This window comes from Kitasatospora sp. NPDC059088, from assembly GCF_042738155.1.
Classification (GTDB): domain Bacteria; phylum Actinomycetota; class Actinomycetes; order Streptomycetales; family Streptomycetaceae; genus Kitasatospora.
Genome location: NZ_JBHYGR010000109.1, coordinates 1 through 23,257 on the forward strand (window position 1 = coordinate 1; position 23,257 = coordinate 23,257).

Below are 23,257 nucleotides of genomic sequence, written 5' to 3' on the forward strand. Positions count from 1 at the left end.
CGGTGGGCGCTCTACCCCACACCCCCGCCCCCCTCCGTTTTCTCCCCGCTCTTTCCGCCTCCCACCCGCCCGCGCCCCCCCCCCCGCCGCAGTAACCGCCGTGCACCTCAGGCCGGGACCATCGGGGCCGTCAGTTGCCATCACCAATTCTCGTCACTCTGACGCGAATTCGCCGAGAGTGGCTGCCTTGGTTGCCGATGTCTGAGATGCTGAGGGTCCATCGAGGGAGGCTTCAGCCATGCAGTGGAAGATCCATGGGGAACGTCCGATCTACGAGAACCCATGGGTCAACCTGTGGCTGGCCGACATCGAGCAGCCCGACGGCCACCGCTGGGAACACCACGTGGTCAAGCTGCGGCACCTCGCGGTGGCGGCCGTAGTGAACGACCAGAAGCAGGTCCTCATGATGTGGCGGCACCGCTTCATCACCAACACCTGGGCCTGGGAACTCCCGATGGGTCTCATCGAGCCGGACGAGACCCCGGCAGAGGCGGCGGCCCGCGAGACGCTTGAGGAGACAGGCTGGAAGGTGGGTGAGGTCAAGTCGCTGATCTACGCCCAACCGGCCAATGGAATCACCGACTCGGAGCATTTTGTCTTCCGGGCTGATGCTGTCGAGTACATGGGCCCGCCGACAGAGCGCAACGAGTCCGACCGGATCGAGTGGGTCCCCCTGTCCGAGCTGCGCGGCATGATCGACCGACGCGAGATCGTCAGCAGCGGCACGCTCGTGGGCGTGCTGTACGTGCTGTTGGACGAGGCCGGCCTTTGATCACCCGGTCATGCCGGTGATCCGGTCGGACAGTTCCGCGACCGGGGCGCTGCTCCGGTAGGGCCTGAGGAGTTGGCGGAACTCCTGGAGGTGGACCCTTACCCTGGGGGACTCGACAGCCTCCGCGAGTGCGAGGGCCTCCCCGGCGGTCGCGCATGCCAATTCGACCTCTCGCTGCTGGAGTTGGGTGCGTGCGAGCCAGAAGGTGTGGAAGGCGCGCCCTCTGAGGTTCGCCATCGGCTCGGCTTGCAATCCTTCGGCGATGAGAGGCTCAGCAGCTCCGGCTTCACCCAGCTGGCCAAGGACGATGCCAGTGTCCACGGTTAGCTTGGTGTGGTCGAAGTACTGAACCCAGACAGGGTCGTCATCGCCATCGGCGATGCGCTCGAAGTGGTGATGCGCCTCGGTGATCGCACGATGGGCTGCCTCCCGATCGTACGTACTTGCGTGGCCGAAGGCTTCGCGCATCGACAGCATGGCCAGCAGCCTTGGTGTACCCGTGGCGAGGCGCGCGTTGTCCTGTGCGGCCCGGGCGAGCGTGATCGCATCCTGCGGCTTGTCCTGGTATGTCGCCTGGAGGCTGAGGCAGGCGAGCACATTGGCGACGAACGTACGGTCGTCGATGTCTCGCGCGAATCGAAGCGATTCGGTGAAGTAGCCCTGCGCTGCGCTGTACTGTCGCGCGTCGAAGTACGTCCAGCCGGCAAGGCGGGCGAGCTCGGCGGCGATGCCGTGGAGACTGTGCCGGTAGTTCGGGTCGGCGGTGTCCCGCATGACGCACGTCACGTACCTGAGTTGGCCGATCACTGCGGGCCGGAGTGCCTCACCGCCGTGTTGGTCGTCTCGCCTCCAGTAGTCCTCGATGGATACCTGGAGGGAGCGAAGGATGTTCGGTGTGGCTCTGGATCCGGCTGCGATGGCCAGGATGTCATTCAGGTCACCCCCGCTCGGCGCATCCCTGGCCGACTGCGAAGCGGGCACGGGGCCGATCGTCACAGGTGACCCGTGGCAAGAGGCGGACGACCGTTCCCAGTTGCGGTCTGCCAGGCCGAGCATGTGACCGGGGATTCGTAAGCCATCCGCGATGCGCTCGATGACGGCCATGTTCGTGATCTTCGGCCGCCCCTTCATCACCTCCCCCACTCTGCTGGGTGTCAGCTCACATGCTCGCGCGATGCGTGAAGGGTGGAACCCTGCTCTGCGCTTCGCAAGTTGGAAGATCCGTGCGAAGTCTCGGTCCGCGCAGGCCGCCCTCATCTCGGGGTCCGCAAGCAGGCGACGCGGAAGCCCGGACGACCCCAATGACTCACTCACGACCGGCCCCCAGCAGCAGAAGGATCATCGCTCGGTGTCACTTGAGATAACTGACCGCAAGTTTACCCATCGTGGGTACACGCGCTGGCCTTATCTCAAGGCAGCCGTCTCGGGATTCTGGTGGTCGTCCGGAGAGATGCCCGGAGCACCCGACTGAGACGGTCCCACCAATGAACTACATCGACACCGCCACGATCCCGAAGCCGCGCACCTGGGATGTCGAGCCGAACCCGGCGGCCATCCGGCCTGCGCGCCAACTGATCCGGTTCATCGCCGTTTCTTGGCGTGTTCCGTTGACGGACAACGCCTTGCGGGACGTGGAGTTGTGCGCTGATGAGTTGCTGGCCAATGCCATCGAGTACGTGCAGGAGCGCTGCCGCGTCACAGTCCAGTGGACTGGCAGCCGCCTGCGGGTCGAGGTCGCGGACAGCAGCCCGAACCCGCCGGTGAGTAAGACGGCGGACGACATGGCCACCGGCGGCCGCGGCCTTCTGCTGGTCAAGGCCCTGGCTCACTCCTGGGGCTGGCACCCGGTGGATGTGGGCAAGGTGGTGTGGTTCGAGGTGTGCCCCGACGAAGGGGTGACAGGAGATGCGCGACTCGCCGCGCTCGTCTTCGCGGCTCAAGTCCACGCAGCAAAACCACCGGCGGGGGTGCGGGTTCGTAAGTGCGAGCCGACGGCACAGGCCGCATGGTGACCGTCCGTTCCTGGTCCTCCCGGTACGAGATCCGCTTGATCGGCTCCGGGAGCCCCCACTTCGTCCTGCTCGAGTGCTGGGGGATCTACGACCGCGAGCAGCACGAGTACGTGCGCGTTCCGGGTTCCTCGGACCGGATCAGGCGGTTCTACGCCAAATCGGCCGCCGAGGCCCACCTGCGCCACTCCGGCGCCTGACGGATTACTCAGAGGAGGGAAAGTGCACGACCTCATCGCCAGCCCATTCCTGGACGAGTACGTGTTGGTGCGACCCGGTAGCCGTGGGGGCCTCCGGCTGCCGCAGGCCGACTACGAAGAACTGCGCGTCCACGACCCCGCCCAGATGGCCCCCTCCTGGCTCGTGGACGCTGCAGGCGCACAGTGGGCCGACCTTGATGTCGCGGGACGGCCGTTGGCCGAGTTCCTGCTGGTCCGGCAGCCCTCCTCGTGGGGGTACTCCCGGGCGTCGTGGGAGATCAACCTCGGCTGCAATTACGCCTGCAAGCACTGCTATCTGGGGCTCAAGGTCAACTCGGGCATGGCCCTGGCGGACAAGCTCACCTGCCTGCGCATCATGGCCGAAGCCGGTGTGCTGTGGCTCCAGATCACCGGCGGAGAGCCCACGGTGGACAAGGACTTCATGGCTTCCTACCGGACCGCGTTCGAGCTGGGCATGATGATCACGGTGTCGACGAACGCCTCGCTGTTGTGGCGCGAGAACCTGCTCGGCCTCTTCCGGGAGTGCCCGCCCTACCGGGTTACGGTGTCGATGTACGGCGCCGCGAAGGCCAGTTACGACGAACTGACGCAGCGCCCGGGTGCCTGGGACCTGTTCGTCCAGGGGATGAACGCCGCCCGCCACGCCAAGCTGCCGCTGCGGATGAGCATCGTCGTCACCGAGGGCAACGCGGACGAGGAACAGGCGATGATCGATCTGTGCCGGTCGTGGGGGCTGGAGTACAACGTCTTCACCAACATAACGCCGACGATCTACGGCGGCGCCGAGTCGCTGACCGCGCAGTCCAAAGAGCACTTGCGGATGCGACGACCGTTCGCCGGGTGCAACGCGGGCCACACGTTCTTCCACGCCGACCCGCACGGTCTGGTGTCCATCTGCAAGATCGGCCGTGACGACCAGATCAGCCTCCCCGGCGAAGGGATCGACGGCCTCGCCCGGCTCGGCGCCATCGCCGACCGTCTCATGCTTCGCACCGGTGGCTGCTCCGGCTGCCAGCTCTCGGGGTCGTGCACTGTGTGCCGGCCGCTGGCCAAGCACTACCAGGAGGCGAAGGCACCACTCGCAAGTTACTGCCAGCACGGGATCAAGAAAGCAGGATGACCATGACCGCTGTAGCTGTCGAACTCTCCCCGAGGCGCCCGCTGCCGGGTGACGGCCCGTCCCAGCGTCTGCCGTACCTGACGCGGCCCCTCCAGGCCCCCGCCCAGCCGGTCACCGAGATCACCACCGTGGCTGACCTGGACGACATCATGGAGTCGATCAAGTGCTCGTGCTCCGCGGGCGACGACAACCCGCACTGATCGCGTTCGGTCGGTAACGCTCAGGCCCTGGCGCGGTTCGCGTCAGGGCCTGAGGCCTGTGCGGGAGCCGAGTAGCGTGGGTTCATGGGATTCCGCTGGGACTGGATGCGTCCCCGAATGTCCGTGCCGTGCCTGCCGACGCTCGGCCCCCTGCACCCCGAGGGCCTGAGCTCGGAGCTGATGGATGACGTGTTCGCCGTCGCCGGCACCGGGGAGTTCCTTCCGCACGACAAGGACCGGCGATGGTCCGATCGCAAGGGCGAGTGGGTCGTGGTGAACGACATCGTCCAGGACCGGGAACGAACCCTGATCCCGACCCTCACCGACCGTGGAGTCCTACGCGTTCACCTCTACGGGTCCCGAGGGCACCTGTTCGAAGCCCAGGAGGCAGCCGCCAAGCTTGCCGCCGTCCACGGAGCCGGGAAGGCCCGCGTCGTGTGGTTCCAAGAGGGGCCGGACGCCTCTGCCGCGTGTACCCGGGTCCAGCTCAGGAGCTTCGACCGTCCCGCTCCCGCCGTGGACGGGATCGGGGTCCTGTCCGAGGCGGCCGCAGGGGTGGCGGGCACCTTCGACGACTTCTCGGCGAATCTCGCCGACGAGGGGTTCGCCTTCCTGAACTCCAGGCTCGACACCGTCGGCCCGGTCCTGGTCGCGGTGCGCGATGGTCGGGTGGTCGGGGCGATCGGCCCGATGGAGACGATGTCCGACCCGATCGGTCAAGTCAGGCTCCTGCCGCAGTACTTCGGGGTCCTGCCCGAGTGCCGGGGCCTCGGCCTCGGGCGCCTGCTGTGGCGCGCCGCGATGCACTGGGGGCAGGAGCACGGCGCGGACTACCAGCTGCTGCAGACCACCGTCGGTGGCCCGTCCGACCGGCTGTGCCGGAGTGAGGGGCTGATCGATCTCGGCGTGGTCTGCACCCTGGACGTCTGAGATGCCACGAGGGCGGTGCGGGCGCGGGTGGCGCCTCTGATGGTTACAGAGGCGGTGCAGCCGTTGGTGGCGGGGCGTTCCGCCCGGTCGGCGCAGGCGTGGCAGACGCCGGGCCGGGGGACGGGGTCGCGGCACTCGTTGCACTCGGCGTAGCGGGGAGTGGGAGGGCTTTCCGGGGTTCGGGGTGGCGGGAGTTTGTGGCGGAGGCGGTAACCGAGTACGGCTGGTGCCGAGTGGATGGGGGTGGGCAGGCCCGGGAGGAGGGCTTGGGCCAGGTCGGCCGAAGTGCTGCCGCGTTGGAGCCACTGGGCGACCAGGGGCGCCAGCTGCTCGGCCTCGGATTGACCCAGCCGCAGGCGGGGTTCGGGGCGGATCACCCGGAACAGGGCGGCCACCGCCTCGCGGAGAGGCGGGGGGAGGGTGGTTGCTTGCTCCGGTTCCTTTACTACGGGGCGGTCTGCGCGGCCGATGGCCGGTTCACCGGGTGCCGGACGGGTGGCAGCCGGTGTGCTCGGCCACGGGGTGTCGTAGACGTGGTTCTCTGTGCGGACGGTGCCGTCGGGCAGCCGGACCAGTTCGACGCGGTAGTAGCCGGCGTCGGTGAGTTCTTTGAGGGCCTTGCGGATCGCGCCGCGCCCCTGGGGGCTGGTGTCGGCCATGTGCCGTCCGTCCTCGTGCCAGCCGTCGGGGCGGGAGAGGAGGTCGGCGAGGAGGCCTCGGGCGGTGTAGCTCAACCTTCTGTACTGCAACATGGAGTTGGGCAACACGGTGAAGTGACGTGCGTGGTGGGTACGATGTACTCGCATCGGGAGCTCGACTCCTGGTGCCGGACCCCGGAGCGTTGGCGCGCTGCCGGGGTCAACTGTTTGTGGTTCGGGTGCGCAACGTAACACGGCCCTTGCCCGGTCAATTGTCTTTCAAGACAAGGGTGGTTATCGCACTTTCAGGCGAGGGTGGCCGCGTCCAGGGAAGCTGCGGTGGCGGCGCGGACGAGGGCCTGCATGAGGCGGAGGTCGGTGCCCTGTTCGGGGTGCCACTGGACGCCGATGGTGAAGCCGGGGCCCTCGACGGCCTCCACCGTGCCGTCCGGGGCGAGGGCGCTGACGCGCAGGCCGGTGCCGAGGCGGTCGACGGCCTGGTGGTGGAAGGTGGGCACCTCCAGCTCGGTCTCCGGGAGCAGGCCGCCGACCAGGGTGCCGGGCACCGGGCGGACCAGGTGGGCGCCGTAGCACCCCGGTGTGCCCGCGTGGACGTCCACGTCGAGGACGTCCGGCAGGTGCTGCACCAGCGTCCCGCCGCAGACCACGTTCAGCACCTGCATGCCCCGGCAGATCCCCAGCACCGGCATGCCCGCGGCCAGGGCGCCGCGCAGCAGGGCGACCTCCCAGACGTCGCGTTCCGGGGAGTCGACGTCCGTCAGCGGGTGGGCGGGTTCCCCGTAGTACGCCGGGTCGATGTCCGGTCCGCCGGCGATGACGAGGGCGTCGAGCCGGGCGAGGGCCTCGGGGGCGCGCTCGGGGGCGTCGGGCGGGAGCAGGACGGCGAGCCCGCCGGAGTCCTGCACGTAGGCGGTGTACCGCTCCGGCACCAGGGCGACGCGACGGCCGCGCCAGTCGCTCCAACTCGCGTCCACCAGGTAGGTGCTGACACCGATGAAAGGCCTGCGATCCATGGCGCGCATTCTCCTCCCGTACCGTCCGGTACCTCGCCAATCACGCGCCTCGGCGCGCCACACCCGTCCGCCCTCTTCCGCCCCGTGAGCCGCAGGCCGTACGGTTCGCTGTGACCGCTTGATCTCGAAGAGTGATCGTGGAGGAGGAGGGTTTCGGCATGCCCGAGAACGCCATGCCCGAGAACGCCCCCGCGGGTTCGCGGCCCCGGCCGCCACTGACCCTGGACGAGCTGCGGGTCCTGGTGGACGCGGGCGAGGTGCACACCGTCGCGCTCGCCTTCACCGACATGCAGGGCCGGTTGCAGGGAAAACGGTTCGCCGCCCGCTTCTTCCTCGACGAGGTCGCGGAGAACGGCGCCGAGGCCTGCGACTACCTGCTCGCCGTGGACGTCGACCTGAACACCGTGGACGGCTACGCCTTCTCCTCCTGGGCCACCGGCTACGGCGACTTCGCGATGCGCCCCGACCTCGGCACCCTGCGGCTGACGCCCTGGCAGCCCGGCACCGCCCAGGTCACCGCCGACCTGGCCCGGCACGGCGGCCACCCGGTGGACGCCGCCCCGCGCCAGCTGCTGCGCCGCCAGCTCGCCCGGCTCGCCGAGTACGGGCTGAGCGCCGACATCGGCACCGAGCTGGAGTTCCTGGTCTTCCGCGACACCTACGAGCAGGCCTGGCTGGGCGGTTACCGCGGCCTCACCCCGGCGAACCTCTACAACGTGGACTACTCGATGCTGGGCACCGCCCGGGTCGAGCCGCTGCTCGCCCGGATCCGCAACGAGATGGCGGGCGCCGGGCTGACCGTCGAGTCCGCCAAGGGCGAGTGCAACCTCGGCCAGCACGAGATCGCGTTCCGCTACTCCGACGCCCTCACCACCTGCGACCAGCACAGCGTCTACAAGACCGGCGCCAAGGAGATCGCCGCCCAACAGGGCTGCGCGCTCACCTTCATGGCCAAGTACGACGAGCGCGAGGGCAACAGCTGCCACATCCACCTGTCGCTGCGCGACGCCGTCGGCGCCCCCGCCTTCGCCGACCGGGACGGCCGGATGACCGACACCATGCGGCACTTCCTGGCCGGGCAGCTGGCCGCGCTGCGCGAGTTCAGCCTGCTGTACGCGCCGAACATCAACTCCTACAAGCGCTACCGCCCGGGCTCCTTCGCCCCGACCGCCGTCGCCTGGGGCCGGGACAACCGCACCTGCGCCTACCGGGTGGTCGGCCACGGCCCGGCCCTGCGGATGGAGAACCGGGTGCCCGGCGGCGACGTCAACCCGTACCTCGCGGTGGCCGGGATGATCGCGGCCGGACTGGACGGCCTGCGCAAGCTCGACCTGCCCGCGCCCTGCCTGGGCAACGCCTACGGGGTGGAGGAGTACGCCCGGGTGCCCGGATCGCTGCGCGAGGCCGCCGAGTTGTGGGCGGGCAGCGAACTGGCCCGGACGGCCTTCGGGGGCGACGTGGTCGAGCACTACCTGAACATGGCCCGGGTCGAGCAGGCCGCCTACGACGGGACCGTCACCGACTGGGAGCGCTACCGCTCCTTCGAACGGATGTGAGGCGGGACATGACCGAACCGACCGAGAACGTCCCCATCCACACCGAGGAGTGACGGTCCATGACCGAGCAGGACGACATCGTCTGCCGCCGCCTGGTCGGCCGCACCGCCGTGGTCACCGGCGCGGGCAGCGGGATCGGCCTGGCCGCGGCCCGCCGGCTCGCCGCGGAGGGCGCCAGGGTGGTCTGCGCGGACCTGGACGAGGAGAGCGGACGGGCGGCCGCCAAGGCGGTCGGCGGGCTGTTCGTGCACACCGACGTCACCGACCCGTCCATGGTCGAGGCGCTGTTCGACGAGGCGTACGAGACCTACGGCAGCGTGGACGTCGCGTTCAACAACGCGGGCATCTCCCCACCGGAGGACGACTCGATCCTGACCACCGGGCTGGACGCCTGGCGCAAGGTCCAGGAGGTCAACCTGACCTCGGTCTACCTGTGTTGCAAGGCCGCACTGCCGTACATGCGCCGGCACGGGCGCGGCTCGATCATCAACACCGCCAGCTTCGTGGCCCGGATGGGTGCGGCCACCTCGCAGATCTCGTACACCGCGTCCAAGGGCGGGGTGCTGGCGATGTCCCGCGAGCTGGGCGTGCAGTTCGCCCGGGAGGGCATCCGGGTCAACGCGCTGTCGCCCGGGCCGGTGGACACCCCGCTGCTGCGCGAACTGTTCGCCGCGGACCCGGAGCGGGCGGCCCGCCGAATGGTGCACATCCCGCTCGGCCGGTTCGCCCGGGCCGAGGAGATCGCGGCCGCGGTGGCCTTCCTCGCCAGCGACGACTCCTCGTTCATCACCGCGAGCGAGTTCCTGGTGGACGGCGGCATCTCCGGGGCGTACGTCACCCCGCTGTAGGCCCGCGCCCCTGCCCCGTCGGGGGTTCTCACCGTAATCTCATCGAAAACCTCCGGAATTCCCGGCTGCGCTGATTTCGCGTTTATCCGGCTACCTTTAGATTCTTTCTGTGAGCGAGCAGATCCCCGCCGGGTGGTACCCGGACCCGAAGAACGCCGGCGACCCGAGACCGCAGCGCTGGTGGGACGGCAAGGGCTGGACGGCCGACACCCGGCCCGCACCCTCGGACGCCCCGCAGCCGGAGTCCCCGGCCGCGGCGGCCCCGGGGCCGGAGACGGCCGAACAGCCCAGGGTGCTGGAGGGCGAGGTCCTGGACAGCGGCCCGACGGTCCGCTACCCGGAACCGCCGCCCTTCGGCACCGCCTACGGGATGCCCGGCGCGCCCGGCGAGCTGCCGCGCAAGCCGCGCCGCAAGCCGTCCAAGCTGGTGGTGGCCACCGTCGTGGCCGCCGTGCTCGGCCTGGGCGCCGGCTCGGGGATCACCTACCTGGCGATGGACGGCCACGACAACGGCCGGCCGCAGCGCAGCGCCGCCCGCAACCAGCCGGCCCCGAACGGCGACGGACCGTTCGGCTTCCCCGGCTTCGGCGGCGGCGGCAACGGCGCCAACGGGGGCAACGGCGGCGGGAACGGCGGCGGTGGCAACGGCGGGAACGGCAACCCCGGCGGTGGCGGCGGCAACGGCAACGGCAGCGGGAAGTCCAGGCCGGGCGCCAACAAGGCGATCGACCTGGTGAACGGGCTCACCCTGCCCACCCCCTCCGGCTGGCAGGCGGGCACCACCAACGACGGCTACGCCGCGCTGAGCATCGGCGCCTACAAGTGCCCGGACGGCACCGACAGCTGCACCCTCGGCGGGGTGAACACCGGCCGGATCAGCGGCGGCGGCACCGACGCCCAGGCGGCGGCGAAGGCCGACATCGACAAGGCCGTCAAGGACTCCTACGGCGATGTCACCGGCCACCAGGAGCTCAAGTCCGAGGCCGTGAAGGTCAACGGCCAGGACGGCTACCTGGTCCGCTGGAAGGTGGACGCCGCCAAGGGCAACAGCGGCTACGTCCAGACCGTGGTCTTCCCGACCGCGGACGGCAAGGCGCTGGTCTCGGTGCACTTCGGCTTCGACATCGCCGACAAGGCACCGGACGTCGGCGTGATGGACACCATCGTGAAGGGCATCACCGACTTCAAGGGCAAGATCCCGGGCCTGCCCGGCCTGCCGGGCTCCGGCCCCGGCTCCGGTGCGGGCGGTGGCTCCGGCAGTGGCAGTGGCTCCGGTTCCGGCAGCAGCCCGGACGGCGGCCCGGACGTCTCCGGTACGGCCACCACCTGAGCCCCCCGCTCCTCACACCGTGACGGCCCGCCCGGGAGGAACCCTCCCGGGCGGGCCGTCGCCGTTCACCTCACGGCGCCGGTGGAGCCGCGGAACCGGGCCGGACGGGGGTGGGCCGGCCCGGCCCCGTGTCGTCCGGCGTCAGGAGTCGCGTCGAACAGCCTCGACGCGACGGCGCCGGAGCACCATGCCCGCCCAGCCGACCCCGAGCGCGGCGGCACCGGCGAGCAGCAGCGGCCCGGTGGCGGAGGTGCCGCCCACGGCCGCCGAGGTGGTCGGGAGGGGCTGGCCGGCCGGGGCGTTCGGGTCCCCGCCGTGCCCGTGGTGGGCGACCGTGGACTTGGGGGCGTCGGCGGCGATCTGGGCGTCGCTCGGCGCGGCCGGGGCGGCGAACGAGGAGACGGCCGGGGCCCCGGCGGCGCTGGCGGACTTGCCGAAGTCGACGTCCGAGCAGCTGTAGAACGCCTCCGGGCTGTCGCTGCGCTGCCAGATCATGTAGAGCAGCTGGCGGCCGGTGCGCTGTGGCAGGGTGCCCGGGTAGGTGTAGTACCCGTTGGTGGCGGTGCGGTCGACCTGCACCTGGGCTACCGGCGTCGGGTCGAGGTCCGACCACTTGAGCGGCTTGGTCGGGTCGTAGCCCGGCTTGGTGATGTACACGGTCTGGGTGCCGACGTGCGGCGCGGTGGTGCGGAACTGGAAGGTGAAGCTGCCGGCGCTGACCGGGGTGGCCGGCCAGTCGGTGCGGGGCCAGTCCAGGGCCGCGTACTTGTCGCGGTTGGCCGAGCAGAGCTTGCCGTCCGGGATCAGCGCCTGGTGGTTGCCGTTGGCGTTGGCGATGTTGACCTCGTTCCAGTCGTACAGCGGCTGGGTGCCGCTCGCGGCGACGAGGTCCTTGCAGACCTGGGACACCGGGTGCTCGGGGCCCTCGGCGTAGCAGGCGGCGATCCGGCTGACCGGTCCGGTCATGGTGCCGTGGGCACTGGCGGTGCCGGCGGTGGTCGCGGCCACCGCGAGGACCGCGGCGCCGACCACGCCGACGGACAGGGCACTTCGCTTGATGGACATGGGGTGGGGACTCCTTGGCCGTCGTTCCGGGCGGGTGTGGGGGAGCGGACACGCCTGCCCGTTCGGGGGCCGCCGGCCCGGATCGCGGACCCCCGGCCAGAGCGTAGGATTGGTCTGGACCATAAGGCAATAGCTCGGCGTGATGCGGTTATTGACGGACTGTAGGCGCCCGAGCAGCGCAAAGGCCCGATGGGACACCGGGGTTAGGTGTTCCATCGGGCCCGCTTAAGGCTGGGGAAAGGTCGGGCTCAGAAGTTCAGGTTGCCGTTGACCGTGTCGGACTGGACCAGCTTGCCGACGTGACCGCTCTGGATGACGTTGCCGTTCACCGTCATGTCCCTGAGTTCGTTGTGGTACACCGTGACGGCCGGAGCCGGGGAGTCCTGGGTGAACTCCGCCAGGATCTCCCGGAGTTCGCCCGCCGCCTCCGGGTGCTCGCGGAACAGCCGGCGCAGCCGGGTGCGCAGCACGGCTGTCTGGTCCGCCAGCGCCTCCTCGTCGTCGCCGGCCTCCAGCACCTCGGCCCGGATCACCTCCAGCTCGGTGCTGGTCGCCTCGTCCTCCGCGCCGCGCCCGAACATCTGGGAGACCCGCGAACTGACCTGCTGCCAGGCCGCGGTGGCCATCAGCCCGGCCAGCGAAGAGGCACCCGACGTCACCATCTGCTGGACGATCTCGGCTTCCATGCTGCTCCCTCGTCGTTCGTCGTGACGCCACCACGGTAGGGCAGGGCCGGACGAACCGTCAGAGGAACGCCTTCCCCTCGCCCCGGTACGTGGGGACGGTCCGGACGATCCGGTCCCCCTCGATCAGGTGCAGTTCGGCGAAGCGCTCGCACAGCTCGCCCGCCTTGGCGTGCCGGAACCAGACCCGGTCGCCGATCAGCAGGTCGTCGGCGGCCGGGCCGATCAGCGGGGTCTGCACCTCGCCGGCGCCCTCCATCGGGTCGTACTGCAGGCCCGGCGGCAGGTACGGCACGGGGGCGCGGTCCGGTCCGGTCGGGCCGGAGGCCGGGTAGCCGCCGCCGAGCACCGTGACCACCCCGACGCCGGGGCGGCGCACCACGGGCTGGCCGAACAGGGCGGCCGGGCGGCCCCGGAAGGCGCGGTAGTTGTCGAACAGCTGCGGCTGGTAGAGCCCGGAGCCGGCGGCGACCTCGGTGACGGCCCGCTCGGCGACGGTGGACTCCACGCTGCCGGTGCCGCCGCCGTTGACGAACTCCAGCTCGGTGACCTGCCTCAGCCGCCGCACCACGGCCGCGCGCCGCTCGGCCAGTTCGGTCCGGGCCCGGCTCTGCATCAGCCGGACCACCTGGGAGCGCACCGGCCGCCCCGGCACCCGGTCCCCGACCCCGGCGACGTGTCCCTCGTACGCCATCAGGCCGACCACCCGGAACCCGGCCCGGCGCTGGACGAGTTCGGCGAAGGCGCCGAGCTCCTCCGGGGTGCGCAGCGGTGAGCGCCGGGCGCCCACCCGGACCCGGCCGCCGAACAGGTGCAGCGCGGTGTCCAGTTCCAGGCAGACCCGGACCTCGGCGTCGCCGCTGCGGGCCTTGTCGATCAGGTCCAGCTGGGCCGGGTCGTCCAGGACGACGGTGACCCGCTCGGCCAGCTCCTGGTCGCCGGTCAGTTCGGCGTAGCCCGCGCGGTCGGTGGAGGGGTACGCGAGCAGGACGTCGCGCACGCCGGTGCGGGCCAGCCAGAGCGACTCGTCCAGGGTGAAGCTCATCACCCCGGCGAAGCCGTCCACGGCCAACGCCCGGTCCAGCAGGGCCCGGCAGCGCAGGGACTTGCTGGCGACCCGGATCGGCTTGCCGCCCGCCCGGCGCACCAGGTCGGCGGCGTTGGCGTCGAAGGCGGCGAGGTCCACGACGGCCACCGGTCCGTCCAGATGGGCGGTGGCCCGGTCGTAGCGGTGCCGGTCCGTGACAGGGGTGCGCGCAACGAGGATGGGCATGGGCGCAGGGTGCCACAGCGCGCTACCGGTGGGTAGAGGTTGTGTGCACGGAAATGCGGGTGGCGGTGCCCGGTGGCATAGGGTCGGCGGGGTGGACCGCAAAGACTTCTCCAACCCGGCGTTCGTCGGCAAGAGCATCCCGAATCCCGGCTTCTCCGACGACGACGGCACGGCGGACGCGGCCCTGACGGCAGCGCTGGCCCGCTGGTCGCAGGACCGTACGGCGGAGCCCGAGGTGCTGGCGGCACTGACCCCGACCCGGTTGATGGTCCCGATCGTGGCCGTCCTGGGCGAGGTCGAGGTGGACGAGCACGGGCACAAGCACGACAAGTCCAGTGACATGGCCGTCCCGGTGCTGGAGGCCCCGGACGGGCGCCGCGCGCTGCCGGCCTTCACGTCACTGGCGGCGCTCGCCCGCTGGCGGGCCGATGCCCGCCCGGCGCCGACCGCGGCCCCGCAGGCGGCGATGGTCGCCTTCTCCGAGCGCGCCGACACCCTGGTGATCGATCCGGCCGGGCCGGTGCCGTTCCTGCTGTCGGGCGCCCGGTTGCGGGCACTGGCGGAGAACCGGCCGTACCTGCCGCCGGTCCGGGACCCGGACGTGCGGGAGGCGGTCCGGGCGCTGCTGGCGGCCGAGCCCGAGGTGGCCGGCGGGGTGCTGGCGCCGGCGGAGGACTCGGACGGGGTGCTCGCGGTGGTGTTCGACCCGGCGCTGGACCAGCCGGGGCTGCAGGAGGCCGCGCAGCGGGTCGGCCGGGCGGTGGCCGGGGATCCGGTGCTGCGGGTGCGGCTGGACCGGGGGCTGGACCTCGCGGTGCTGCCCGCGAGCGCCCAGCTGCCGGGGGAGCCGCTGTACCGGCGCTGAACGCAATGCAAAACGGGACCACCTACCACATGTGGTAGGTGATCCCGTTGTTGATCTCGATCAGGAGTACACCGGCCCGGTGAACTTCTCGCCCGGCCCGGTGCCCGGCGCGTCCGGCACCAGCGAGGCCTCGCGGAAGGCCAGCTGGAGCGAGCGCAGCCCGTCGCGCAGCGGGGCGGCGTGGAAGTTGCTGATCTCCGGGGCGCCGGCGGTGACCAGCCCGGCGAGGGCGGTGATCAGCTTGCGGGCCTCGTCGAGGTCCTTGTCCTTCTCGCCGCCCTCGGCCAGACCGCACTTGACCGCGGCCGCGCTCATCAGGTGCACCGCGACGGTGGTGATCACCTCGACCGCCGGGACCTCGGCGATGTCGCGGGTGAGGTCGTCGAAGCCGATCGCGTCGTCGTCCGTGCCGGGGGTCTGGGTGGGCTCGCTGCTCAAGGGGGGCTCGTTCCGTCGTGCGGTGTGGGTACAGGTGGAGCGTACAAGGGGGCCGGAACGCGCCGGGAGGGCAGTGCGCCGCGCCGGAGTCCGGCGGAGCGGGGGCGGAATAGCGTTCGACAGCGCGACGCTGTAAGCTTCGAGACTGACCGGCCGGGCTCCCTCATGGGCACCTGGCCAGCAAGTGGAGGCTCCACCCAGGAGGCCCGAGAGGGCAACCGCGAAAGTCTCCCACCCGATCGGCCTCGCGGTCGACGGGTCCCGGTCCGCGACGGGCGCCGAGGCGCCGAGTCGCCCGCAGCGTCCCTCACCGGATGCCGCCCCCGGATGTGTGGAGCCCCGCTTGTACCGAGCGGGGCTTTTTTCGTGTCGCGGTGCACGCGGTGCCGAGAGGTACCGGGCAGCGCAGCACGAATGAAGCCCCGCCCAGTGGTCGAGTCCACTACGTGCGACCGCCGTCCGACGGCCGCATCGCAGAAGGTGCAACCGAGGAGGCCCCATCAGCACCGAGCCCCGCATCAACGACCGGATCCGCGTTCCGGAGGTGCGACTCGTCGGTCCCAGCGGCGAGCAGGTCGGCATCGTGCCGCTTGCCAAGGCGCTGGAGCTCGCGCAGGAGTACGACCTCGACCTGGTCGAGGTCGCGGCGACCGCCCGGCCGCCGGTGTGCAAGCTCATGGACTACGGCAAGTTCAAGTACGAGTCGGCCATGAAGGCCCGTGAGGCGCGCAAGAACCAGGCGCACACGGTCATCAAGGAGATGAAGCTCCGGCCGAAGATCGACCCGCACGACTATGACACCAAGAAGGGTCACGTCGTCCGGTTCCTCAAGCAGGGCGACAAGGTCAAGATCACGATCATGTTCCGTGGTCGTGAGCAGTCCCGCCCCGAGCTGGGCTTCCGTCTGCTGCAGCGGCTCGCCGACGACGTCCAGGACCTGGGCTTCGTCGAGTCCTCGCCGAAGCAGGACGGCCGGAACATGATCATGGTTCTTGGCCCGCACAAGAAGAAGACCGAGGCGATGGCCGAGGCCCGCGCCCTCGCGGACGCCCGCAAGGCCGAGCGACTGGGCCGGACCCCCGGCTCCGACGCCGCCGCGGACGACGACGACCTGCTGGCCGACGACCTGCTGGCCGACGACGCCGAGGTCGAGGACGCCGAGACCGAGGCGCAGGACGCCCCGGCCGAGGAGCCGGCCGCCGAGGCCGAGGCCCCGGTCGAGCAGCCGGCCGCTTCCCAGGGCGCCTGAGCCGCAAGGCTCACTGTCCGGGTTCGGCCCCCAGGGTGACGGGGCGTCCCGCCCGGTCACCACAGATCCATCCAGTTCACGCCCGCGCGGCGCAGGTCGCGCGGGCGTGGACGGGACTGACGAGGAGATACGGCGAAATGCCGAAGCAGAAGACGCACAGTGGCGCCAGCAAGCGCTTCAAGATCAGTGGCTCTGGCAAGGTGCTGCGCGAGCGCGCCGGCCGCCGCCACCTCCTGGAGCACAAGCCCTCGACGCTGACCCGCAAGCTGGCCGGGACCGTCGAGCTGGCCCCCGCTGACGCCAAGAAGATCAAGAAGCTTCTCGGCAAGTGATCGCCCTCCCGCCCGGTGCGAGCCGTGTGCGGGGCAGCTGATCCTTCCCGACCCATTCGAATGACGGACCACGTGAAGTAGTCCGTGGTCCAACCCAAGGAGTAATCAAGTGGCACGCGTCAAGCGGGCAGTCAACGCCCACAAGAAGCGCCGGGTCATCCTGGAGCGCGCCAGCGGCTACCGTGGCCAGCGCTCGCGCCTGTACCGCAAGGCCAAGGAGCAGGTCACCCACTCGCTGGTCTACAACTTCAACGACCGCAAGAAGCGCAAGGGCGACTTCCGTCAGCTGTGGATCCAGCGCATCAACGCTGCGGCCCGTGCCAACGGCATCACCTACAACCGCTTCGTGCAGGGCCTCAAGGCCGCCAGCGTCGAGATCGACCGCAAGATGCTGGCCGACCTGGCCGTCAACGACCCGGGTGCGTTCGCCTCCCTGGTCGAGGTCGCCCAGAAGGCGCTGCCGGCCGACGTGAACGCCCCGAAGGCTGCCGCCGACGCCGCCTGATCTTCCGAGATCGGTTGAGCTCTGACCGGACCCGCAGGCTCTCCTGCGGGTCCGGTTCTGCGTTCCCCCCACCTCCAGCCTCCGTCAGCCTCCGTCAGCCGACGGCGCCCCCAGAGAACGAGACCATGTCGACCACCGAGACCCCCCTGCTCACCTCCCTGCGCTCGCCGCGCGTCGTCGCCGCCCGCCGGCTCGCCAAGCGGAACCAGCGCACCAAGGAGCGCCGCTTCCTGGCCGAGGGCCCGCAGGCCGTCCGGGAGGCCGTCGGGTTCGGCCGGCTGCCGGGGACGGACGAGCACGCCGTGGTCGAGGTGTACGTGGGCCTGGAGGCCGCCGAGCGGCACGCGGACATCGTCGAGGCGGCCCTGGCCGAGGGGGTGCCGGTGCTGACCGCCACCGACGAGGTGATCGCCGACATCTGCGACACGGTGACCCCGCAGGGGATCGTGGCGCTCTGCCGCTTCATCGACACCCCGTTCGCCGAGGTCCTGGCGGCCCGGCCGAAGCTGGTGGCGATCCTCGCCCACGTGCGCGACCCCGGGAACGCCGGGACGGTGCTGCGCACCGCCGACGCGGCCGGCGCGGACGCCGTGGTGCTCACCGACGCCTCGGTGGACCTGTACAACCCCAAGGCCGTCCGGGCCTCCGTCGGCAGCCTGTTCCACCTGCCGGTGGCGGTCGGCGTGCCGGTCGAGGAGGCGGTCGGGCAGCTGCGCGCGGCCGGGATCCGGGTGCTCGCCGCGGACGGCGCGGGGGAGCGCGACCTGGACCGGGAGCTGGACGAGGGCACGCTGGGCGCGCCCGGCGCGTGGGTGTTCGGCAACGAGGCGTGGGGGCTCCCGGAGGAGACCCGCGCGCTCACCGACGAGGTCGTGCGCGTCCCGATCCACGGGCACGCCGAGAGCCTCAACCTGGCCACCGCCGCGGCCGTCTGCCTGTACGCCTCGGCCCGGGCCCAGCGGTCGCCCGGCGGCTGCCGCTCGAACGGCTGATCTGCCCCGGGCGCGCGGCGTTCTCACGTTGCAAGCCCTACTACGGGGGCCTGGGAGGCGCTAGGGTCTGCCTCGGTGGGGGGAACGGCACGGTGGGTAATCGGGGAGGCAACCCATGGTCGGCAGCGGACCCGAGCTCGACCCGGACGACCTGCCGGACGGCCTGGTGGTCGCCGACGCGCTGGGCCGGGTGGTTCGCTTCAACCGGGCCGCGGCCCGGCTCACCGGCGTGCTCCCGGACGCCGCGCTGGGCAGCGCGCTGGAGGACGTCCTGCCGCTGGAGGACCTGGACGGCCGCCGCTGGTGGCAGCTGACCGACCCGTACGGCGGCCTGGCGATCCGCACCCGCCAGCCCGAGCGCAACCTGCTGCTGCCCGGCGGCCGCGAGGTGCTGGTCTCCGCCCGGTACGTCCGGGCGGTGCCCCAGGGGCCGCTGGAGCGCCTGGTGATCGCCCTGCGCGGGACCGAGGCCCGGCGCCGCACCGAGCGCAGCCACGCCGAGCTGATCGCCACCGTCGCGCACGAGCTGCGCTCCCCGCTGACCAGCGTCAAGGGCTTCACGGCGACGCTGCTGGCCAAGTGGGAACGGTTCACCGACGGGCAGAAGCGGCTGATGCTGGAGACGGTGGACGCCGACGCGGACCGGGTCACCCGGCTGATCGCCGAGCTGCTGGACATCTCCCGGATCGACGCCGGGCGGCTGGAGCTGCGCAAGCAGGTCGTCGACCTGGCGGCCGCGGTGCGCCGGCACGTCGAGCGCAAGGTCGCCACCGGGATCCCCGAGGAGCGCTTCGACATCCGGATCAGCGAGCCGCTGACCGTGCTGTGGGCGGACCCGGACAAGGTCGACCAGGTGCTGGGGAACCTGCTGGAAAACGCGGTGCGGCACGGCGAGGGAACTGTCACCATCGAGGTGGCACCGGCCAAGGAGGTCGTCGAGGCGCCCGTCTGGGAGCGCTCCGGCACCCCTCCCCGCATCGTGGAAGGCACCGCGGTCACCGTGAGCGACGAAGGAAGCGGCATCCCCGAGGAGTCGATGCCGCGCGTCTTCACCCGCTTCTGGCGGGGCTCCAAGCGCGGTGGCACCGGCCTGGGGCTCTACATCGTCAAGGGCGTCGTGGAGGCCCACGGCGGCTCGATCCGGGTCGACCGCGCCCCCGGCGGCGGGGCCAGGTTCCGATTTATCCTGCCCGCCGGCATCCCCGACTTCATGCTCTGAGCAGCCCCTGAGGTCGGCCCCGGGCGGGCTTGACGGCAGTCGCGCTACGCGCTGCGACTACACTCGACCTTTGGCGTTGCGCAACGCCCTGTGCGGCTGTGCCGTGGACACCACTCCCCGTGAGCACGGAGAACGGCTGCCCGCGCCCCGGCCCCGCCGGGCGTGACGCGAAGGCGAGCCCACACACCTGAGCACGGACGAGCAGGAGCACGGGAAGATAGAGATGTCGGCACCCAACAAGTCGTACGACCCGGTCGAGGTCGAGGCCCTCAAGCCCGAGGTGGTGGAGCAGGCGCGCGACGAGGCGATCGCCGCCTTCGCCGCCGCCGGCTCCCTGGACGAGCTGAAGCAGGCGAAGGTCGCCCACACCGGCGACCGTTCCGCGCTCTCGCTCGCCAACCGCGAGATCGGCGCCCTCCCGCCGCACGCCAAGGCCGCCGCAGGCAAGCTGATCGGCCAGGCCCGCGGCGCCGTCAACCAGGCGCTGGCCAAGCGGCAGGCGGAGCTGGAGGCGGAGCGGGACGCCCGCGTGCTGGTCGAGGAGGCGGTGGACGTCACGCTGCCGTACGACCGCGCACCGCGCGGCGCCCGGCACCCGCTGACCACGCTGGCCGAGCGCATCGAGGACACCTTCGTCGCGATGGGCTACCAGGTGGCCGAGGGCCCCGAGGTCGAGGCCGAGTGGCTGAACTTCGACGCCCTCAACCTGGGCCCGGACCACCCGGCCCGCTCGATGCAGGACACCTTCTTCGTGCAGGCCCCGGACGGCTCCGCCGACTCCGGCGTGGTGCTGCGCACCCAGACCTCCCCGGTCCAGGCCCGCACCCTGCTCGACCGCGAGCCCCCGGTCTACGTGGTCTGCCCCGGCCGGGTCTACCGGACGGACGAGCTGGACGCCACCCACACCCCGGTGTTCCGGCAGGTCGAGGGCCTCGCCGTCGACGAGGGCATCACCTTCGCCGACCTCAAGGGCACCATCGAGGTGCTGGTCGAGAAGCTGATCGGCGGCGGCCTGGAGCTGCGCTGGCGCCCCTCGTACTTCCCGTTCACCGAGCCGAGCGCCGAGATCGACCTGCAGTGCTTCGTGTGCCGCGGCGAGAGCGTCGGCAACCCGGACCGCCCGTGCCGCACCTGCTCCTCCGAGGGCTGGATCGAGCTCGGCGGCTGCGGCGTGGTCAACCCGCGGGTGCTGGTCGCCTGCGGCGTGGACCCGAACCGCTACAGCGGGTTCGCCTTCGGCCTGGGCCTGGAGCGGATCCTGATGAATCGTCACAACGTCGCCGACATGCGCGACATGGTCGAGGGTGACGTGCGCTTCACCCTCCCGTTCGGGATGGAGATCTGATGCGCGTCCCGCTTTCCTGGCTGCGCGAGTACGTCGACCTTCCGGCCGGCGAGACCGGCCGTGACGTGGCCGAGCGCCTGGTCCGGGCCGGCCTGGAGGTCGAGACCGTCGAGCAGATCGGCGCCGACCTCAAGGGCCCGCTGGTGGTCGGCGAGGTGCTCTCCATCGAGGAGCTGTCCGGCTTCAAGAAGCCGATCCGGCACTGCTTCGTCAACGTCGGCGACGCCAACGGCACCGGTGAGCCGCAGGAGATCGTCTGCGGCGCGACCAACTTCGCCGTCGGCGACAAGGTCGTCGTCGTGCTCCCCGGCGCCGTGCTGCCCGGCCCGTTCCCGATCGCGGCCCGCAAGACCTACGGCCAGACCTCGGCCGGCATGATCTGCTCCGCCCGCGAGCTGGGCATGGGCGACGACCACAACGGCATCATCGTGCTCCCGCCGGAGTACGAGCCCGGCACGGACGCCATCGAGCTGCTCCAGCTGGTCGACGACGTGCTGGACATCGCCGTCACCCCGGACCGCGGCTACTGCCTGTCGATGCGCGGCGTGGCCCGGGAGGCCGCCGCCGCGTACGGGCTGCCGCTGGCCGACCCGGCGCTGCTCGACGTGCCGCCGGCCAACTCCTTCGGCTACCTGGTCAAGGTCAACGACCCGGCCGGCTGCGACCGCTTCGTGGCCCGCACGGTCGTCGGCGTCGACCCGACCGCCAAGTCCCCGATCTGGCTGCAGCGCCGCCTCCAGAAGGCGGGCATCCGCCCGATCTCGCTGACCGTCGACATCACCAACTACGTGATGCTGGAGGTCGGCCAGCCGCTGCACGCCTACGACAAGCAGCGCGTGGCCGGCCCGATCACGGTCCGCCGGGCGGCCGAGGGCGAGCTCCTCACCACCCTCGACGGGGTCGAGCGCAAGCTCGCCGCCGAGGACCTGCTGATCTGCGACACCAGCGGCCCGATCGGCCTGGCCGGGGTCATGGGCGGCGCCTCCACCGAGATCCTCGACCCGGCCGCCGGCCCGGGCACCACCGAGGTGATCATCGAGGCCGCGCACTTCGACCCGGTCTCCATCGCCCGCACCGCCAAGCGGCACAAGCTGCCCTCCGAGGCGTCCAAGCGCTTCGAGCGCGGCGTCGACCCGGAGGCCACCCGCGCCGCCGCGCAGCGCGCCGTCGACCTGCTGGTGCTGATCGCCGGCGGCACCGCGGAGGCCGGGGTCACCGACATCGCGGCCCCGCACCCGCTGCGCACCATCACCATCGCCGCCGACCTGCCGGACCGGGTCGCCGGGACGGTGTACGGCCGCGAGAGCGTCACCCGGCGGCTGCAGGAGATCGGCTGCTCGGTCGCGGGTGCCGACGTCCTGGAGGTCACCCCGCCGACCTGGCGGCCCGACCTCACCGACCCGTACGACCTCGCCGAGGAGGTCATCCGGCTGGAGGGGTACGACAACGTCCCCGCCCGGATGCCGAACGTCCCGCCGGGCAAGGGCCTGACCGAGGCCCAGCGGGTGCACCGCCGGATCGGCGTGGCGCTGGCCGGGGCCGGCTACGTGGAGGTCAACAACTACCCGTTCCTCGGCGAGGCCGCCTTCGAGGCGCTCGGCCTGGAGCCGGAGGACCGCCGCCGCCGTACGGTCAAGCTGGTCAACCCGCTCAACGACGAGGAACCGTCGCTGCGCACCACGATGCTGCCGGGCCTGCTCGGCACGCTGCGCCGCAACATCGGCCGGGGCAACACCGACCTGGCGGTCTTCGAGACCGGCACGGTGTTCCTGCCCAAGGACGAGCTCTCGGTGGCCCCGCGCCCGGCCGTCGACCGCCGGCCGAGCGACGCCGAGCTGGCCGAGCTGGACGCCGCGCTGCCGGACCAGCCGCGCCGGGTCGCCGTCGCCCTCGCGGGCGAGCGGCTGCCGTCCGGCTGGTGGGGCAAGGGCGACCAGGCCTCCTGGGCGGACGCCGTCGAGGCGGCCCGTACGGTGGCCCGCGCGGCCGGCGTCGAGCTGACCGTCCGCCAGGGCCAGCTGGCGCCCTGGCACCCGGGCCGCTGCGCCGAGCTGGTCGTGGCCGGCACCGACCGGGTGGTCGGTCACGCGGGTGAGCTGCACCCGCGGGTGGTCAAGTCGCTGGGCCTGCCGGCCCGTACGGCGGCGATGGAGCTCGACATCGACCTGCTGACGGCCGACGGCCCGGCGAAGGTCGACGGCCCGGCGGTCTCCGGCTTCCCGGTGGCCACCCAGGACGTCGCGCTGATCGTCGACACCGCCGTCCCGGCCGCCGAGGTCGAGGCCGCGCTGCGTTCGGGTGCGGGCGAACTGCTGGAGGCCATCCGGCTGTTCGACGTGTTCACCGGCGAGCAGGTCGGCGAGGGCAAGAAGTCGCTGGCCTACGCGCTGCGCTTCCGCGCGGCCGACCGCACCCTGACCGCCGACGAGGCCACCGCCGCCCGCGAGGCGGCCGTCGCCGAGGCCGTCACCCGCACCGGCGCGGTGCTGCGCGGCGCCTGATCCGCCGCCAAGGCCTGACAGGGCCCCGGGGGGGGGCGGGGTTGAGTGGGCTATGGGGGGTGTGGTGTTATTGTGTTATTTATTATGTTGAGTGGGGTGTTTTGTTTTTATAATATTTTAGATTTAAAATAT

The 23,257-nt window shown here is 71.4% G+C and carries 24 protein-coding genes; 17 read left to right on the forward strand and 7 right to left on the reverse strand.

All coding sequences use genetic code 11. The features are described 5' to 3' along the window. Window positions 1-238 precede the first annotated feature (238 nt). A complete protein-coding gene (locus tag ACFWXO_RS34360) occupies window positions 239-772 on the forward strand; it encodes an NUDIX hydrolase (RefSeq protein WP_380528932.1) in 534 nt (177 codons plus the stop codon). On the opposite strand, the gene ACFWXO_RS34365 is transcribed toward ACFWXO_RS34360, so the two are convergent. After that, complete coding sequence (locus tag ACFWXO_RS34365; RefSeq protein ID WP_380528934.1) at window positions 773-1,876, reverse strand: hypothetical protein; 1,104 nt, start codon at window positions 1,874-1,876, stop codon at window positions 773-775. 380 nt (window positions 1,877-2,256) lie between these two features. Between ACFWXO_RS34365 and ACFWXO_RS34370 the strand changes: the two genes are divergently transcribed. From ACFWXO_RS34370 to ACFWXO_RS34390, 5 genes are all read left to right on the forward strand, one after another. Next, window positions 2,257-2,784, forward strand: a complete 528-nt coding sequence (locus ACFWXO_RS34370; RefSeq protein WP_380528935.1) for an ATP-binding protein — start codon at window positions 2,257-2,259, stop codon at window positions 2,782-2,784. Continuing rightward, window positions 2,778-2,981: a hypothetical protein gene (locus tag ACFWXO_RS34375; protein ID WP_380528936.1), complete on the forward strand. Its 204-nt coding sequence runs from the start codon at window positions 2,778-2,780 to the stop codon at window positions 2,979-2,981. The genes ACFWXO_RS34370 and ACFWXO_RS34375 overlap by 7 nt, the downstream gene beginning before the upstream one ends. A 22-nt stretch (window positions 2,982-3,003) precedes the next feature. Beyond that, window positions 3,004-4,122 (forward strand): radical SAM protein, encoded by a 1,119-nt coding sequence (locus ACFWXO_RS34380; RefSeq protein ID WP_380528938.1) that lies wholly within the window; start codon window positions 3,004-3,006, stop codon window positions 4,120-4,122. A gap of 2 nt (window positions 4,123-4,124) precedes the next feature. Continuing rightward, a complete protein-coding gene (locus tag ACFWXO_RS34385; RefSeq protein WP_380409893.1) occupies window positions 4,125-4,322 on the forward strand; it encodes a hypothetical protein in 198 nt (65 codons plus the stop codon). A gap of 84 nt (window positions 4,323-4,406) precedes the next feature. Beyond that, window positions 4,407-5,252 (forward strand): GNAT family N-acetyltransferase, encoded by an 846-nt coding sequence (locus ACFWXO_RS34390; protein ID WP_380528941.1) that lies wholly within the window; start codon window positions 4,407-4,409, stop codon window positions 5,250-5,252. Here the strand turns inward: ACFWXO_RS34390 and ACFWXO_RS34395 are convergent. Together ACFWXO_RS34395 and ACFWXO_RS34400 are read right to left on the reverse strand one after the other, a co-directional pair. Then, window positions 5,153-6,004 (reverse strand): hypothetical protein, encoded by an 852-nt coding sequence (locus tag ACFWXO_RS34395; RefSeq protein WP_380528943.1) that lies wholly within the window; start codon window positions 6,002-6,004, stop codon window positions 5,153-5,155. The two genes, ACFWXO_RS34390 and ACFWXO_RS34395, sit on opposite strands and share 100 nt — an antisense overlap. Window positions 6,005-6,195: 191 nt before the next feature. Then, a complete protein-coding gene (locus ACFWXO_RS34400; protein ID WP_380528945.1) occupies window positions 6,196-6,924 on the reverse strand; it encodes a gamma-glutamyl-gamma-aminobutyrate hydrolase family protein in 729 nt (242 codons plus the stop codon). Window positions 6,925-7,082: 158 nt separating this feature from the next. On the opposite strand from ACFWXO_RS34400, the gene ACFWXO_RS34405 reads away from it, so the two are divergent. The 3 genes from ACFWXO_RS34405 to ACFWXO_RS34415 all read left to right on the forward strand — a co-directional run bounded on the left by ACFWXO_RS34405 (window position 7,083) and on the right by ACFWXO_RS34415 (window position 10,658). Next, window positions 7,083-8,480 carry a glutamine synthetase family protein gene (locus tag ACFWXO_RS34405; RefSeq protein WP_380528946.1) on the forward strand — a complete coding sequence of 466 codons (1,398 nt, stop codon included), beginning with the start codon at window positions 7,083-7,085 and terminating at the stop codon, window positions 8,478-8,480. 59 nt (window positions 8,481-8,539) lie between these two features. Then, the gene (locus tag ACFWXO_RS34410) at window positions 8,540-9,328 is read left to right on the forward strand and encodes a 3-oxoacyl-ACP reductase (protein ID WP_380528947.1); all 789 of its coding nucleotides are present in this window, start codon (window positions 8,540-8,542) and stop codon (window positions 9,326-9,328) included. A gap of 109 nt (window positions 9,329-9,437) precedes the next feature. Then, the gene (locus ACFWXO_RS34415) at window positions 9,438-10,658 is read left to right on the forward strand and encodes a DUF2510 domain-containing protein (protein WP_380528949.1); all 1,221 of its coding nucleotides are present in this window, start codon (window positions 9,438-9,440) and stop codon (window positions 10,656-10,658) included. Window positions 10,659-10,799: 141 nt separating this feature from the next. On the opposite strand, the gene ACFWXO_RS34420 is transcribed toward ACFWXO_RS34415, so the two are convergent. The 3 genes from ACFWXO_RS34420 to ACFWXO_RS34430 form a co-directional block, all read right to left on the reverse strand. Next, the gene (locus ACFWXO_RS34420) at window positions 10,800-11,723 is read right to left on the reverse strand and encodes a lytic polysaccharide monooxygenase (protein WP_375890880.1); all 924 of its coding nucleotides are present in this window, start codon (window positions 11,721-11,723) and stop codon (window positions 10,800-10,802) included. A 248-nt stretch (window positions 11,724-11,971) separates the two neighbouring features. After that, complete coding sequence (locus ACFWXO_RS34425; RefSeq protein WP_380528950.1) at window positions 11,972-12,409, reverse strand: hypothetical protein; 438 nt, start codon at window positions 12,407-12,409, stop codon at window positions 11,972-11,974. A gap of 58 nt (window positions 12,410-12,467) precedes the next feature. Next, a complete protein-coding gene (locus ACFWXO_RS34430) occupies window positions 12,468-13,679 on the reverse strand; it encodes an alanine racemase (RefSeq protein ID WP_380528951.1) in 1,212 nt (403 codons plus the stop codon). 91 nt (window positions 13,680-13,770) lie between these two features. Between ACFWXO_RS34430 and ACFWXO_RS34435 the strand changes: the two genes are divergently transcribed. Beyond that, window positions 13,771-14,544 carry an SseB family protein gene (locus ACFWXO_RS34435; protein WP_380528953.1) on the forward strand — a complete coding sequence of 258 codons (774 nt, stop codon included), beginning with the start codon at window positions 13,771-13,773 and terminating at the stop codon, window positions 14,542-14,544. A 60-nt stretch (window positions 14,545-14,604) separates the two neighbouring features. On the opposite strand, the gene ACFWXO_RS34440 is transcribed toward ACFWXO_RS34435, so the two are convergent. After that, window positions 14,605-14,982: a DUF1844 domain-containing protein gene (locus ACFWXO_RS34440; RefSeq protein WP_360230223.1), complete on the reverse strand. Its 378-nt coding sequence runs from the start codon at window positions 14,980-14,982 to the stop codon at window positions 14,605-14,607. A gap of 499 nt (window positions 14,983-15,481) precedes the next feature. On the opposite strand from ACFWXO_RS34440, the gene infC reads away from it, so the two are divergent. The 7 genes from infC to pheT all read left to right on the forward strand — a co-directional run bounded on the left by infC (window position 15,482) and on the right by pheT (window position 23,125). Next, window positions 15,482-16,231, forward strand: a complete 750-nt coding sequence (infC, locus tag ACFWXO_RS34445; protein WP_380528973.1) for a translation initiation factor IF-3 — start codon at window positions 15,482-15,484, stop codon at window positions 16,229-16,231. A 137-nt stretch (window positions 16,232-16,368) separates the two neighbouring features. Then, complete coding sequence (rpmI, locus tag ACFWXO_RS34450; protein WP_030055648.1) at window positions 16,369-16,563, forward strand: 50S ribosomal protein L35; 195 nt, start codon at window positions 16,369-16,371, stop codon at window positions 16,561-16,563. A gap of 109 nt (window positions 16,564-16,672) precedes the next feature. Next, window positions 16,673-17,068: a 50S ribosomal protein L20 gene (gene rplT, locus ACFWXO_RS34455; RefSeq protein WP_030055649.1), complete on the forward strand. Its 396-nt coding sequence runs from the start codon at window positions 16,673-16,675 to the stop codon at window positions 17,066-17,068. Between the two features lie 125 nt (window positions 17,069-17,193). After that, a complete protein-coding gene (locus ACFWXO_RS34460) occupies window positions 17,194-18,060 on the forward strand; it encodes a TrmH family RNA methyltransferase (RefSeq protein WP_380528955.1) in 867 nt (288 codons plus the stop codon). A 115-nt stretch (window positions 18,061-18,175) separates the two neighbouring features. Next, the gene (locus ACFWXO_RS34465) at window positions 18,176-19,279 is read left to right on the forward strand and encodes an ATP-binding protein (protein ID WP_375890888.1); all 1,104 of its coding nucleotides are present in this window, start codon (window positions 18,176-18,178) and stop codon (window positions 19,277-19,279) included. Between the two features lie 223 nt (window positions 19,280-19,502). After that, the gene (gene pheS / locus ACFWXO_RS34470; RefSeq protein WP_375890889.1) at window positions 19,503-20,624 is read left to right on the forward strand and encodes a phenylalanine--tRNA ligase subunit alpha; all 1,122 of its coding nucleotides are present in this window, start codon (window positions 19,503-19,505) and stop codon (window positions 20,622-20,624) included. Next, window positions 20,624-23,125 carry a phenylalanine--tRNA ligase subunit beta gene (pheT, locus tag ACFWXO_RS34475; protein WP_380528958.1) on the forward strand — a complete coding sequence of 834 codons (2,502 nt, stop codon included), beginning with the start codon at window positions 20,624-20,626 and terminating at the stop codon, window positions 23,123-23,125. Before pheS ends, pheT begins: the two co-directional genes overlap by 1 nt. The last annotated feature ends 132 nt before the right edge of the window (window positions 23,126-23,257 follow it).